This is a genomic window from Peribacillus sp. YIM B13477, from assembly GCF_042787955.1.
Taxonomy (GTDB): Bacteria; Bacillota; Bacilli; order Bacillales; family DSM-1321; genus Peribacillus; species Peribacillus frigoritolerans.
The window spans coordinates 94,533-109,026 of the sequence record NZ_JBHZPD010000001.1 but is presented as its reverse complement, the minus strand read 5'-3'; the positions used below and the strand labels follow the sequence as shown (position 1 = coordinate 109,026).

At 44.8% G+C, this 14,494-nt stretch carries 15 protein-coding genes; 3 read left to right on the top strand and 12 right to left on the bottom strand.

Features of this window, described 5'->3' with window-relative positions; all coding sequences use genetic code 11:
* Positions 1-69 precede the first annotated feature (69 nt).
* Positions 70-375, bottom strand: a complete 306-nt coding sequence (locus ACFX4H_RS00550) for a post-transcriptional regulator (protein ID WP_034308797.1) — start codon at positions 373-375, stop codon at positions 70-72.
* Between the two features lie 170 nt (positions 376-545).
* Here ACFX4H_RS00550 and spoVB point away from each other — a divergent pair, with 170 nt between their 5' ends.
* Positions 546-2,108, top strand: coding sequence for a stage V sporulation protein B (gene spoVB / locus ACFX4H_RS00545; protein WP_377433446.1), 1,563 nt, complete (start codon positions 546-548; stop codon positions 2,106-2,108).
* A 28-nt stretch (positions 2,109-2,136) separates the two neighbouring features.
* Here spoVB and ACFX4H_RS00540 read toward each other — a convergent pair whose 3' ends face one another.
* Entirely contained in the window at positions 2,137-2,793 is a 657-nt protein-coding gene (locus tag ACFX4H_RS00540) for a DUF421 domain-containing protein (protein ID WP_034311402.1), read from the bottom strand.
* A 193-nt stretch (positions 2,794-2,986) separates the two neighbouring features.
* Between ACFX4H_RS00540 and ACFX4H_RS00535 the strand changes: the two genes are divergently transcribed.
* On the top strand, positions 2,987-3,358 hold the full coding sequence (locus tag ACFX4H_RS00535) for a TIGR04086 family membrane protein (protein ID WP_377433443.1): 372 nt from the start codon (positions 2,987-2,989) through the stop codon (positions 3,356-3,358).
* Positions 3,359-3,404: 46 nt separating this feature from the next.
* Here the strand turns inward: ACFX4H_RS00535 and yajC are convergent, their stop codons facing one another.
* The 10 genes from yajC to safA form a co-directional block, all read right to left on the bottom strand.
* Positions 3,405-3,689 carry a preprotein translocase subunit YajC gene (yajC, locus tag ACFX4H_RS00530; RefSeq protein ID WP_034308805.1) on the bottom strand — a complete coding sequence of 95 codons (285 nt, stop codon included), beginning with the start codon at positions 3,687-3,689 and terminating at the stop codon, positions 3,405-3,407.
* 43 nt (positions 3,690-3,732) lie between these two features.
* On the bottom strand, positions 3,733-4,872 hold the full coding sequence (gene tgt / locus ACFX4H_RS00525) for a tRNA guanosine(34) transglycosylase Tgt (RefSeq protein ID WP_034308807.1): 1,140 nt from the start codon (positions 4,870-4,872) through the stop codon (positions 3,733-3,735).
* 36 nt (positions 4,873-4,908) lie between these two features.
* The gene (gene queA, locus ACFX4H_RS00520; protein WP_249599224.1) at positions 4,909-5,937 is read right to left on the bottom strand and encodes a tRNA preQ1(34) S-adenosylmethionine ribosyltransferase-isomerase QueA; all 1,029 of its coding nucleotides are present in this window, start codon (positions 5,935-5,937) and stop codon (positions 4,909-4,911) included.
* Positions 5,938-5,975: 38 nt separating this feature from the next.
* The gene (locus ACFX4H_RS00515; RefSeq protein WP_034308809.1) at positions 5,976-6,182 is read right to left on the bottom strand and encodes a DUF2905 domain-containing protein; all 207 of its coding nucleotides are present in this window, start codon (positions 6,180-6,182) and stop codon (positions 5,976-5,978) included.
* Complete coding sequence (gene ruvB / locus ACFX4H_RS00510; RefSeq protein WP_034308811.1) at positions 6,179-7,177, bottom strand: Holliday junction branch migration DNA helicase RuvB; 999 nt, start codon at positions 7,175-7,177, stop codon at positions 6,179-6,181. The genes ACFX4H_RS00515 and ruvB overlap by 4 nt, the downstream gene beginning before the upstream one ends.
* Positions 7,178-7,188: 11 nt before the next feature.
* Positions 7,189-7,800 (bottom strand): Holliday junction branch migration protein RuvA, encoded by a 612-nt coding sequence (ruvA, locus tag ACFX4H_RS00505; protein WP_377433440.1) that lies wholly within the window; start codon positions 7,798-7,800, stop codon positions 7,189-7,191.
* 332 nt (positions 7,801-8,132) lie between these two features.
* Entirely contained in the window at positions 8,133-8,642 is a 510-nt protein-coding gene (locus ACFX4H_RS00500; protein ID WP_373689759.1) for a BofC C-terminal domain-containing protein, read from the bottom strand.
* A 100-nt stretch (positions 8,643-8,742) separates the two neighbouring features.
* Positions 8,743-9,342 carry a YhcN/YlaJ family sporulation lipoprotein gene (locus ACFX4H_RS00495; protein WP_249599223.1) on the bottom strand — a complete coding sequence of 200 codons (600 nt, stop codon included), beginning with the start codon at positions 9,340-9,342 and terminating at the stop codon, positions 8,743-8,745.
* 102 nt (positions 9,343-9,444) lie between these two features.
* Complete coding sequence (locus ACFX4H_RS00490; protein WP_249599222.1) at positions 9,445-10,392, bottom strand: phosphotransferase; 948 nt, start codon at positions 10,390-10,392, stop codon at positions 9,445-9,447.
* The gene (gene safA / locus ACFX4H_RS26800) at positions 10,382-13,006 is read right to left on the bottom strand and encodes a SafA/ExsA family spore coat assembly protein (protein WP_483878262.1); all 2,625 of its coding nucleotides are present in this window, start codon (positions 13,004-13,006) and stop codon (positions 10,382-10,384) included. Before safA ends, ACFX4H_RS00490 begins: the two co-directional genes overlap by 11 nt.
* A gap of 346 nt (positions 13,007-13,352) precedes the next feature.
* Between safA and ypfJ the strand changes: the two genes are divergently transcribed.
* Positions 13,353-14,198, top strand: coding sequence for a KPN_02809 family neutral zinc metallopeptidase (gene ypfJ / locus ACFX4H_RS00480; protein ID WP_063590517.1), 846 nt, complete (start codon positions 13,353-13,355; stop codon positions 14,196-14,198).
* Positions 14,199-14,494 lie beyond the last annotated feature (296 nt).

The window sequence follows — 14,494 nt, the reverse complement described above, 5'->3', positions numbered from 1 at the left end:
CAAAAAAAGCATAACCATATCTATTATGAGACATATACAAACAGCTGTCAATTTAAGTATATCTTTGCGTTATTCTTTCAAAAGCTCCTTCAGTTCCTCTTCGGAAAGCGGCTCGAATAGGTTTGGTGATTTATAAGCTTCGACCATTTGGAAGGTCATGAACTGGTTGCTCGAAAATGTCACGATATCTGCGACAAGTTCATGAAGGTGAATGTTTTCCTGCGGGCGCTTCCATTTATTTTTGGTTAAGGTTCCCCATATGTCTTCCTCTGTTACGGCATTCAATCCGACCATTTGGAATTCCTCACGCTTACTCTTCAAAAATGGACGCACCTTTAGATAATACCTTTGATAGGGATGATTCTTTTTTGCCATCACTTTGCCTCCAGTAAAATGATTCTCAAATGAATGCGCAGTTTCTTAGAAGGGTTTCTTATCATTTGTTAGAACGCAAACAAACACTTTTGTCATGCTTTGTCCAAGTACAAGCATATAGATAATTGTATAGCATAACCGCTTTTTTGAGAAGGCAGGGAGGGAGTTCAATGTCCAAATTTTTAAAAGGGACGCTGATTTTATTAATCGCAAGCCTGATTACAAGGGTTCTTGGTTTCATTAACCGTATTGTCATCGCCCGCTTCATCGGCGAAGAAGGCGTTGGTTTATATATGATGGCTTTACCGACACTCTTTCTCGTCGTGAACATAACCCAGTTGGGCCTGCCAATCGCCATTTCAAAATACGTGGCCGAAGCCAATGCCAGGGGTGATGAACGGAAAATCAAGAAAATCCTTGTCGTCTCTTTGGCATGCACCTTTACTCTATCGATGATTTTCACTCCTGCGATGCTGCTTTTCGCACCGGTTCTATCAGAATACCTATTCACGGACGGACGGACGTTATGGCCGCTCATGGCGATTGCCCCAATCGTCCCGATCATTGCCATTTCATCCGTACTGCGCGGTTATTTCCAAGGCAAGCAAAATATGAAGCCCTTCGCTTTCTCACAAGTTATCGAACAGGTGGCCCGAATCACTTTCATAGCCGTCCTGACCAAGGCCTTTTTGCCATATGGAATCGAATATGCGGCAGCCGGGGCAATGCTTGCATCGATTATCGGTGAGCTCGTCTCTCTCATTTACTTATTGACCAGCTTTAAAATAAAGAAACATTTTAAGTTCAGAAAGGGTTTCTTCAATAATGTCAAATCCGGAAAAGGAACGTTCACCGAATTGATGGGGATTGCCCTTCCTACCACCGGAAGCAGGATGATTGGATCGGTATCGTGGTTTTTCGAACCGATAGTGGTCGCCCAGAGTTTGGCACTTGCCGGAGTCACCGCGGCCGCAGCCACCAGTCAATACGGGGAGTTGACTGGATATGCTCTGCCTTTACTCATGCTTCCTTCCTTCGTTACATCATCATTGGCGACGGCACTTGTCCCGGCAGTGAGCGAAGCCCGTACGACCGGAAACTTTTTACTCGTTGAACACAGGCTTCAACAAGCCCTGAAAATCACCTTCATCACAGGCTGTTTAGCTATCGTCATTCTGTTCATCTTTGCCGAACCTATCTTACAGGTCATGTATGGATCTTCGCATGCTGCCGTTTTCATTAAATTCCTGGCGCCTTTTTTCATCCTTTATTACTTTCAATATCCGCTGCAATCCATGCTGCAAGCACTGGACCTTGCAAAGGCTGCAATGTTCAACAGCCTGGCTGGGAACATCCTTAAAATCGGTGTGATCTGGCTTCTTGCTTCAAAGGAAAGTTTCGGGATCATGGGAGCCGCAATCGGGATAGCTGTCGGTACGATGCTCGTTACTTTCCTGCATTTTTCAACCGTGCTGAAGGTCGTCCCTTTCACGCTTCATTTCCGAAGCTATATCTCAGCTCTGGTCCTTGCTTTAATTTCAGGATGGGGCGGTTATTATCTTTATCAATTCCCGCTCTCCTCACAGCCTATTGGCATACGGCTTTTGCTTTCCGTAACCGTCGTTATCCTGCTGTTCACATTTTTCCTGCTCATGACCGGCAGCATAAAAAAGGCCGATCTGATCAGGATTCCTGTAGTGGGCCGCTATTTGTCAAAATTGGCTTGGAAATAAAATGAACCGAAGCATTCAAGGCTTCGGTTCATTTCTTCGTTTCATTTTTATCGATGTAAATTTGGCCATCTATGTACCCGCAAATCGAAATCTCTTTAACCTTAGTTTCTCCATGTTCTTTTAACTGATTCAGAAGCCAAAAATGGTTTTTACCAATTTTATCAAGATTTTTTTCCTGTATCTCCCCATCGACAATCAGCGGGAATGGTACCTGATTTTCCACCCCTTCTTCGTCGCTTTTTTTAATCACTGAGAGCTTTCCTGAAGTTTCAAGGATGGCAAATTGCACTTCGTTTATATCAATAATTCCTTGTTCACGAAGTTGCGTCAATAAGTCATCAAAATTATATCGTTGTTTGCGCATCGCTTTTTCATCTATTTTCCCCTGATTAATGATGATCTGTGGCTTACCGTCCATGAAATTGCGTAATTTGACACTTTTCAATGAGGCAAATGCCAATGTGATTTGGAGGAACGCGAGAACAAACATCGGGATAGTCTGTCGGATAAACGGTTTTTCCAAATCTTCAAAGGATAGCACAGCAATGTCCCCTATCATGATGGATACAACTAAATCAAGAACGCTCAGTTCCCCAACTTCCCGCTTACCCATCATTCGAAAAAGGAACCAGATGACCAGATAGATTACCGTCGTTCGAAAAATAATCCCTAGATAGATATCCAATTCAACAACACTTCCTTCATCCATAGCATGGCTTGGGAACTGAAAAATTACTCCATAATCTTTTCTAATTTTACGGGAAGCTTCTTAAACCTGGTCTAAAGGTTCGATATCGGGAATATGCTTGTACAAACACATAAACAGGCTATACGTATCAGCCTTTTAAAAAGGAGGAATACCCATCGAAACTAAAAAAATGAGTGTCGCCGTAATTTATGGCGTAGGCTCCATCTTTGCCATAGCGATGATTGCTAGTTTAATCGTTTCCATCCTTCTACGTTTTACTTCACTGACGGAATCATCCCTGACATACGTGGTCATGATCGTGTCCTTTTTTTCGCTGTTCATTGGTGGATTCATATCAGGAGGCAAAGGGAAAAAGCAAGGACTATTCTTGGGCGGAAGCACTGGGCTGCTTTATCTGTTGGTCGTGTTCCTTTTTCAATATTTAGGTCACGATGCCCTTTTCACCATCAAGCAATGGATATACTATGGCTGTTTTGTGATTACGGCCATGATGGGTGGCGTTCTTGGGGTCAACATGAGTTCCGACTCACGTTCCGATTAAAAAAAGACAGCAAAAAACCGGGCATATGGCCCGGTTTTCGTTTGTCTTATAGGGATGTTTCTTTATTCGGTGCGCTTTCCGTAATTTCACGGATTGCTGCACGGTCAAAAGTCAGTTTTGTACCGTCTGGTGATTTAATGACGATTTGCTGTTCATCGATTGCATCGATTGTTCCGTGCATGCCGCCGATAGTAGCAACTTTATCACCTTTTTTCAAACTGCTTTGCATGTTTTGCGTAGCCTTTTGGCGTTTTTGCTGCGGACGGATCAATAAGAAATAGAACAATACGAACATTAAAATCAACGGAAGTATTTGTGTTAAAGAACCCATTTAAGTATATTCACTCCTTTCGTTCATTAAAATATTTATGGAATTAGAAGTTTCTCGCATTTGGTTCATTGAAACCATACTGCTCAAAAAACTCTTCCCTAAAGTCTCCAAGACGATCTTCTCGAATAGCTTGTCTGACCTGTTCCATCAAGTTTAACAGAAAATGAAGATTATGGTAAGTCGTAAGGCGAATTCCAAAGGTTTCTTCACATTTAATCAAGTGGCGGATATATGCCCGGCTATAATTCTTGCAAACATGGCAATCGCAATTTTCATCGATTGGACCGAAATCGCGTGCATACTTCGCATTTTTCACAACCAGCCGCCCATTGCTCGTCATTAGCGTACCATTACGCGCGATTCGCGTCGGCAGTACACAGTCAAACATATCAACACCGCGGAGTGCACCATCGATCAATGAGTCCGGTGAACCGACCCCCATAAGATAACGCGGTTTGTCAGATGGCAGCAGCGGAGTTGTAAACTCAAGGACGCGATTCATGATGTCCTTCGGTTCCCCTACGGATAGTCCTCCAATAGCATAACCCGGGAAGTCAAGGGAGACAAGGTCTTTTGCACTTTGTTTGCGAAGATTTTCAAACTCCCCGCCTTGAACGATTCCGAACAGCCCTTGGTCATTTGGACGCTCATGTGCATTCAAACAGCGTTCCGCCCAGCGCGATGTCCGTTCAACCGACTTCTTCATATATTCTTCAGTCGCCGGAAATGGCGGACATTCATCAAAGGCCATCATGATATCGGAGCCAAGCGCATTTTGTATTTCCATCGCTTTTTCCGGAGATAAAAATAATTTATCGCCATTCAGATGGTTCCTGAAATGCACACCCTCTTCTTCAATTTTGCGAAACTCGCTTAAACTGAAGACTTGAAAGCCGCCTGAGTCGGTCAAAATCGCCCGATCCCAGTTCATGAACTTATGCAATCCGCCAGCTTCCTTGATGATTTCATGCCCCGGACGCAGCCATAGGTGGTACGTATTGCTCAGGATGATTCCTGCCCCCATTTGTTTCAAATCTTCCGGGGACATCGTTTTGACAGTAGCCATCGTTCCAACCGGCATAAATGCCGGCGTTTCAAAAGAACCATGCGGCGTATGGACCCGGCCTAGCCGTGCACCTGTCTGTTTACATGTTTTGATTAACTCATATCGTATTGCAGTCAACGCAATAACTCCCTTCAAGAGCTTCTCACTCTTATATTACTTAATTAACATTGCATCTCCAAAACTAAAGAACCTGTATTTTTCTTCCACAGCCGTTTCATAGGCATGAAGGACATGCTCCCTGCCTGCAAGTGCAGAAATAAGCATGATTAAAGTCGATTTAGGCAAATGGAAGTTCGTTATCATCGCATCGATCCCTTTGAACTCATAACCAGGATAAATGAAGATGCTCGTCCAGCCATTCTCTTCCTTGAAAACCCCATCATTGCGGGACGCAATCGTTTCCAATGTCCTTGTGGAAGTAGTGCCGACCGTAATGATTTTCCCGCCTTTTTCCTTCACTTCATTCAGTAATCTGGCAGTGCCTTCCGTCATTTGATAAAATTCCGAATGCATTTCATGGCTGTCAATATCGTCGACGCTTACCGGACGGAATGTACCAAGCCCGACATGCAGCGTGATGAAGGCGATGTGGACACCCATCCCTTTAAGTTTCTCAAGCAAATCCTCCGTAAAATGCAGGCCAGCGGTAGGTGCAGCTGCAGATCCCCTTTCCCGCGCATAAACGGTTTGATAGCGGTCCTGATCATCAAGTTGTTCCTTGATGTATGGAGGTAACGGCATTTCGCCCAGCTTCTCCAGTATTTCATAAAATATGCCATCATATTTAAATTCAAGGATACGGCCGCCATGCTCGAGTACACCTGTACAGACGGCACTCAGCTTACCATCGCCGAAAACGATCGTCGAGCCTTCCTTAATCCGCTTGGCCGGCTTCACAAGCGTTTCCCAGACATCATCATGCTCTTGCTTAAGCAGCAATACTTCGATCTTTGCACCTGTCCCTTCTTTACTGCCGTATAGTCGGGCCGGAAGCACTTTTGTATCATTCAACACCAGGCAATCTCCCGGTTTGATATATTCCGTGATATGGCTGAATACATCATGCTGGAGCTTACCGGTTTCTTTGTCCAGTACCATCAATCTACTTGCTTCCCTATCCTCCAAAGGAACTTGGGCAATCAGTTCCTCCGGTAAATGAAAATCAAACATATCCAATTTCATCTGTTCCACTTCCTTACGTGTCTATCAAGCTGTAATCATTATTTAAAACGGCCGATCAAATAAAAAATCGCGGACAACACAACACTGACGATGATTGATGTAACGATAGGAAAGTAAAAAGTCGTATTCCCCTTTTTCAGAAAAATATCTCCCGGCAGCCTGCCGAGATGGATATATTTCATCGCAAAACCAATCACGAAAATAATCACACCCAGAATCATGACCATCTTTGGTATATTCATCATTCAGGCATCTCCATGCCGAAATGCTCATAAACAAGCTGTGTTGCCATCCGGCCTCTTGGGGTGCGCTGAAGAAAACCGACTTGCAGCAGATATGGTTCATACACATCTTCGATCGTATGTGCCTCTTCGCCAATCGTTGCCGCAATTGTTTCCAAGCCCACGGGCCCGCCACGGAATTTTTCAATGATCCCTTTAAGTAATTTATGGTCAATATGATCGAGTCCTAAACGGTCGACCTGCATTAATTCAAGCGCATAATCGGCAAGCTCCGCCGTTATCGTCCCATCACCGCGTACCTGGGCGAAATCCCTGACCCTCCGTAAAAGCCGATTGGCTATTCTTGGTGTGCCCCTTGACCTTCTTGCAAGCTCTGCCGCTGCTTGATCGTCCATTTCCGTATCCATGATTCTTGCTGTACGGATGATGATATCAGTCAAATGGTTTTCGGTATAATATTCAAGACGGCTCAATACGCCAAAACGGTCCCTGAGCGGTGCAGACAGCGAGCCTGCCCGTGTCGTGGCCCCTACAAGGGTGAACGGCGGCAAGTCGATCCGGATCGAACGGGCTTCCGGCCCCTTACCGACCACAATATCCAGACAGAAGTCCTCCATAGCCGGATATAACACTTCCTCAACGACACGAGGGAGACGGTGAATCTCATCAATGAACAATACATCACCTGGTTCAAGTGCACTCAAAATGGCCGCCAGATCTCCCGGCCGCTCAATGGCGGGACCGGAAGTCGTGCGGATATTCACACCCATTTCGTTGGCGATGATGACGGCAAGCGTCGTCTTGCCAAGACCAGGCGGTCCATATAAAAGTACATGATCGAGCGTTTCTTCACGCATCCTTGCCGCCTCGATGTATACACTCAAATTCGCTTTCACTTTATCCTGTCCGATATATTGCTTTAAGTTTTGCGGCCGCAGGCTTTGTTCAAAGGACAGTTCGTTCAGATCGGCTTCCTGATTGAATATTCTCTCCTCCATTGCGCCACTCCTTATCTTAACATCATTTGCAATGCTTTCTTAATATATTGCTCGGTCGTCATATCTTCAGCCTGCAATTTCTTGGCTACCTTTTGGACTTCCTTTTCAGAATAACCAAGAGCCTTCAATGCAAGAATGGCTTCATCCAATTCCTCATAACCATTTGGACTGATTGCAGCCGTGACGCCTTCGTTAAACAAGCTTGGAAACGCATCCGGTATAATGTTCTCCAGTTTCCCTTTTAAGTCGAGAATCATTTGCCGTGCCGTTTTCTTTCCGACTCCCGGGAATTTCACCAAAAATGATTCATCTTCATTTTCGATCGCCTGTACCACCTGATCAACCTGGCCTGATGCCAATATGGCTAGGGCACCCTTCGGCCCGATTCCGGTTACATTCAATAATTTTGTGAATAATGCCTTTTCTTGACGAGTCTGAAATCCGTATAATGCCACCATATCCTCACGAACATAATGATACAGGAAAACTTGGATTTCTTTCTGGTATTGAGCGGAAAAAATAAAAGGATTCGGCGTCATCACTTGATATCCGATCCCCCCATTTTCCACAACTATGTATTCAGGTCCGATATAATCGACCTTGCCTTTTATATAATCATACAAATTAATTCTCTCCCTGATTTTGCTGTACCTCTCATTTTATCATAAAAAGGGGGTGTTGTTCATTAAAAGTTATTTCATAATCGGCAAAGTCTATTCACGAGGAATTCCGGGTGTCACCTCACTGCTTAAAACAAATTTTATTGAAACAGGCGTGCAAGACTAGCGTCCAAGGGAGACCCGACAGGCGCAAAAACACAAAGGGTGGACCGCCCGCGGAAAGCGAGTGCCCGCAATGGAAATCAACGGTAATGGTAAACACCAAAAAAACTGTAGACAACTCTCCATCATTATCGAGTCAATCTACAGTCTGAAGGGTGGGATATCATCCCACCCTAGTTTACCGAATATGGCTCATATTCTTTAATGAGCTGTTTATATTGGTCTTTATTCATGATTGGAATCCCTTTTTGCAGTTCCTCCTGCTTGTATGCTTCAAGTTTACCAACGTCTATTTGGTAGAATGTATGAATGATCTTGGCGTGCTCAGGCCTGCCGATAAAAATGGATAATGTACCATCTTCCCTCATCCCAAGGTAACCATTCGCTTTTAACAGCGGAGATATGTCATTCTCAATTTTCTTCATGACAATCTGCTCTTCATTTTGATCGACTACTTGCCATCCTTCATATTTTGCCCAAAAGTCCTCCATCGACCAAATTGTTTCTGTCAATTTCTCTTCACTTAACTCGCCATCCAAATACATACGCTGAAGAATGACCTTCCTTTCAATTGGATCATTTTCCTTTTGAACGGTTTCTTCCGCAAAAACGGTTAAGCAAAATGGCAATATGAAAAGTGCCATGAAAAATTGGATTCTAAGTTGATTAAACAATATACTCACCTCTTAAGGCGTTTACTTTTTATGTAGTTTGACCTAAATAAGGATTATTAACCAGAAAAAAATCAAAAAAAGCTGACTCCAAGTCGGGTCAGCCCACAAATTATTTTAAGTGATTTTCGTGGATGTTTAGGTTATCAAACATGTCATTGGCATCCAAAATGATCATTTCCCTCGTATCTCCATCCCGAAGATTGTTATCAAGTGTCATCGTCCTGAAATAGACACCTTCATCGGTGGTTACATATAGGGTACGGCCATTGGTAAGCGGTCCGATCTCCTTCTTGATTCTCTGTTTAACATCATTTGCTTGGCTGTAGTCATCAAGCAGCAAGGCTACCAGCATTTCATCTTGCATGATGATTGTCCTGGCATCGCTAACCGGCTCCACTTTATTGGCGACACCATTTACTCTGTCGGCTAAAGTGCCTTCATAAGAATTATAATAAGATGATTTTGCCTTTAGCGGCTTACTTTCATGTCCATGGTAGTTACGGTCACTCTTACTGTACGCATCATCTTTATTGTATAAACCATGCACCATATTCTCATAATTGATGTTTCGCACCAATGCATCTTTTTCATGGTACCCTGTATCATTCGTGATATTTTCATTTTCCGCTGTATCATTATTAGCACATCCAACCAAACTGACGGCGGCCAATACCGTACAAAGCGGCTGTGCCCATTTTATTTTCTGCACCAATAACCCTCCCATTGCAATAGAATGAGCTATATTCCGCTCATAATTAGCATGGGTGTCGAACGGGAAATGTACTCTGTAAGATACGGCCAAAAACCCGTTTTAATTCCTAATAAGGGAAGAAATCCTTTTCGCCAATTTTTCATTCATCTCCATCCGCTCCGAATAACCTTCCACTGTCATTTTCCAGACCGAATGAAGCTGGGAAGAACTTTTATTAAGACGATTCCATTCACGGAAGATATCGGTAGGGTAAGTTAAAGCATATAAAAAGGCTAGGTCTGACTGATACCTTTGCAATTGCGGCACTTCCCACAGCTCGTTGGCCGCATCTTCCAAATGTGGCGAAATTCGATTTGCGTACTGTAAATAATCAATGCACCTCGGGGCATTTGCCATTAAATCAAAATCGATTAAAGTCAAAATACCGTCCGCTCTCCGCAAGAAATTATGGTGGGCACAATCACCATGAATGATGACTTTCTTTTCCTTATCCCATAAAGACTGATATTTATCAAACCCCTCTAGCGACCATTCCCCCCATCTAATCCATTCCTTGATAATATCTTCGGAAACATATTGGCGAACATAAGAAAAGTTCTTTTTAAAAAGTGATAAGCGTTCTTTCCACTTTTTTGATTGATTGAACACAGGCGCGTTAATGGAGAGATTTTCCGACACATCATGGAAGCTTTCCAGTAACTGAATGCCTTCTAAGCGGTCCTTATCATTGGAAAACCTGAATTTTTTCTTGTTCGGCGGAAAATAGTCCATACTGCCATACCACTTCCCTTTAAATTGAAAGGGCATTAAATTCTGATGAATATAATACGTTTGATGAAATCCCTTTTGTTTTAATAAAGAAGTCAGTTCTCTTTGTCGATCCCATTTTTCAAAACTGTCAAACCCTTTAAGGATCATTGAATGACCTTTTTCAAAAGTTATTAAATAGACACTGCTTTGGATATGGTGGACATTCTTTGGCTTACGATTTAAATAAGAGAGGAGACGAGTGTTAAAAACACTGTCTCCTTGATGATTAGTAGTCATCGCTTTCATCTACATATGTCGGTATCCCAAATGTTTCAGGTGCACGCACGCCCCCGAATTGGCCTGGCTGGCCTCCCATTTGTCCAGGTAACATAGCTTCAGGTTGCCCCCCAAGCTGTCCGCGCATCATGTCCGGCTGACCGCCAAATTGTCCCGGCATCATCCCTGGTTGACCTCCGTTCTGGCCGTCCATCATCCACGGCTGGCCTCCATTTTGGCCGCCCATCATGCCTGGCTGACCTCCGTTTTGACCGCCCATCATCCACGGCTGGCCTCCATTTTGGCTACCCATCATTCCTGGTTGACCTCCGTTTTGACCACCCAACATCATGCCTGGCTGACCTCCGTTTTGACCGCCCATCATCCACGGCTGGCCTCCATTTTGGCTACCCATCATTCCTGGTTGACCTCCGTTTTGACCACCCAACATCATGCCTGGCTGACCTCCGTTTTGGCCGCCCATCATCATGCCTGGTGGCTGACCTCCGTTTTGGCCGCCCATCATCATGCCTGGTGGCTGACCTCCGTTTTGGCCGCCCATCATCATGCCTGGTGGCTGACCTCCGTTTTGGCCACCCATCATCATGCCTGGTGGCTGACCTCCGTTTTGGCCACCCATCATCATGCCTGGCTGGCCTCCGTTTTGGCTGCCCATCATCCCTGGAGGACCTCCTATTTGCATCTCCTTTATGCCTGGCTGGCCTCCGTTTTGACCGCCCATCATCATGTCCGGCTGGCCTCCGTTTTGACCGCCCATCATCATGTCCGGCTGACCTCCGTTTTGGCCGCCCATCATCATGTCCGGCTGACCTCCGTTTTGGCCGCCCATCATCATGCCTGGCTGGCCTCCGTTTTGGCCGCCCATCATCATGCCTGGCTGGCCTCCGTTTTGGCCGCCCATCATCATGTCCGGCTGACCTCCGTTTTGGCCGCCCATCATCATGCCTGGCTGACCTCCGTTTTGGTCGCCCATCATCATGCCTGGTGGCTGGCCTCCGTTTTGGCCGCCCATCATCATGCCTGGCTGACCTCCGTTTTGGCCGCCCATCATCATGCCTGGCTGGCCTCCGTTTTGGCCGCCCATCATCATGCCTGGTGGCTGACCTCCGTTTTGGCCGCCCATCATCATGCCTGGTGGCTGACCTCCGTTTTGGCCGCCCATCATCATGCCTGGCTGGCCTCCGTTTTGGCCGCCCATCATCATGCCTGGCTGGCCTCCGTTTTGGCCGCTCATCATCATGAATCCATCTGATTCTTCTGACTCATCATCAAATTGATATTGCATATCCATTCCCATCTGAGACTCGTTAGGTGACATCCCTGGGTATGGGGCCTGTTGATGTGATTGAACGGATTGATATTGGTGATAATCCGGATGGTTATGTGCATTGGCATCCATCCCTTGGTTCCCTTGATACTGTCCCTTCACTTCCGGACCATAAGTTCCAAGTAGCCCCTTATTACAGCCGCAATCTTTCTCTTCCTCACCGGCAGTCTGTGAAAACTGAGGGAAGTTTTGATTGTAGGAAGGTGATTCGCCTGGTGACTCATAATCTTGTTGCATATATGAACCTGCTTGAGGTTGTTGATTCATCCCTCCATAATAATGGTGCGGAACCGGTGCGGAGGCTTGATATGGATAATATTGCTGGCTTGGTGCATTCATGCTCGCCCCTTGGACAAATCCATGATCCATCATTTCCATGTCAGGAGATTCTCCCCAAATATCAGAGCTCTCTTCCATCATTTGATAACCATGCATTTCCGGAGCCCCCTGATACCCTTGAACGCCTTGGTATGGGGCTTGCATGCCTTGCATGTGCATATGCGCCCACGGTGGCGGTTGAATGCAATAGCCGCTTCCAGGCAAGATTGGCGTTACTGGAATACAATCATCCACCGGCTCATCCTGAGCTGACTGTACAGCTGGCTTTTTCTTCTTCTTTTTAGTGACTGCAGGCTCTTCTTTTTTCTTTGGTAAAGGCGGTGGTGCAGGAGGCTTTTGCACACTCATATTAGTCATGTTGACCATATAATAATTATTGACATCGATCTCCGGAATTACCGGCATAGGCACCGGCATTTCTTTTGGAACGACTTTTTGCTTTTCTTTAATGATAGGCTTTGGCTGAATGATTTGCTGCTCTTTTTTTGGTTTTTGAACGATTGGTTGCTCTTTTACAGGCTGTTGAAATTTCGGTTGCTCTTTAACGGGCTGTTGAAATTTTGGCTGTTCTTTCACCGGTTGTTGAAATTTCGGCTGTTCTTTTACCGGTTGTTGAAATTTTGGCTGCTCTTTTACGGGCTGTTGAAATTTCGGCTGTTCTTTTACAGCCGGCTTTTGCATGATTTGCTGCTCTTTCATTGGTGCTTGCTGAGGCTGATACGGTTGAATTTGGGATTCTTTCATTCCCGGCTGAATATTCACGTTTGGTTTACCCGTTTCTTTTATTACAGCTCCGGATGTCCCTGGAATTTTAATTTTCATTCCGGGCATCATCATGTCCGGGTTGCTCAATTGCGCGTTAACTTTTTTAAGTTCTTCAAAACTGACGCCGTATTTTTTGGCCAGTTTCCAAAGTGTATCGCCTTTTTGGACTATATGAATTTTCACGCTGTTAACCCCTCCTGTGCATATGTCCATATATTCTATGAAGCAGTGGGTGAAATGCTATTATTTTTATCATGAAAACTTATGCGTGAAAAATGACTTTTATGATTGGTTCAATGATTTAGGGACATGGAAGCTACTTTTTTGGAGAAGAAATAAATGATATGACATCTTAAAAAAGGAGATTCCATTGCATTCATCCTAGAGAGGAGGCAATGGTTTTTTAGTTATGTTCTGAAATGCTTCTTTCAAGCTTCTGTCTAAACTTAGGGAAATACGGGTATAAGAAAGTAAATGGCCTAAGGCTTTGTCTTCAGGTACTTATCTTACATTCCTAGGGGGAATAATAATGAAATGGAAAGGTAGACAGGGCAGCTCGAATGTCGAGGACAAAAGAGGGATGACCGGAAAAGGCATGGCAGGAATCGGCGGTGGGGTCGGATTGGTAATTGTCTTGATCGTGACGCTCCTTGGCGGTAATCCAAGTGATTTGCTGGGCAGCTTGAATTCTACTGAACCGAACAATGGCAGCTCTTATGTCGAAACGGATGAAGAGAAGGAGCTTGCGCAGTTCGTATCTGTCGTCCTTGCAGAAACGGAACAGGTCTGGACAAAAGAATTCCGTAAAAATGGACTGGAATATAGGGAACCTACACTTGTCATGTATTCAGGCAGTGTCGAATCGGCATGCGGGATGGCAGCTTCTTCGGTAGGGCCATTTTATTGTCCTGGTGACATGAAACTATATATTGATCTAAGCTTTTATCAAGAGTTGAAGCGAGAATTCCAGGCACCCGGGGATTTCGCCATGGCCTATGTCATTGCCCACGAGGTCGGACATCATGTTCAGACACTTTTAGGGACAACGGAGAAGGAAATGCCCGATCGGTCAAAGGTCAGCGAGACTGAATATAATAGGTATTCTGTCCGTCTTGAATTACAGGCCGATTATTTGGCTGGAGTTTGGGCACATCATGTCCAAGGAGAGAATTTGCTTGAAGAAGGCGATCTTGAGGAAGCCTTGAATGCAGCAAGTGGTGTGGGAGATGACCGTATCCAAAAAAAGGCACAGGGGTACGTGGTTCCAGACAGCTTCACGCACGGTACATCCGAACAAAGAAAACGGTGGTTCAATAAAGGATTTAAATCCGGTGATATGAATGAAGGCAATACTTTTAAAGCGAATAACCTTTAAAAGTTCTACTTGTTTCAAAACATAAAAAAAGGGGGAGTTTAACCCCCTTTCAGACTGAGACAAATTCGAAGAAAAGCGAGTTTGTCTCCTTTTTCATGGTGAAAATTATATTCGATTTCAGAAATCCGCTCCCTTTCCGCCGACTGTCTGCCAAGCCTCCTCGACGCAAGTGCCTCGGCTAGCCAGTTATTCGGCAGGAGAGTCGCAAACCTGTGAGTTTCAGTTAAAACAGTAACAATACACGTGGATTACTGTCTTGTTTTAAAATCATGGCAATAATCCCATGATAAAATTGC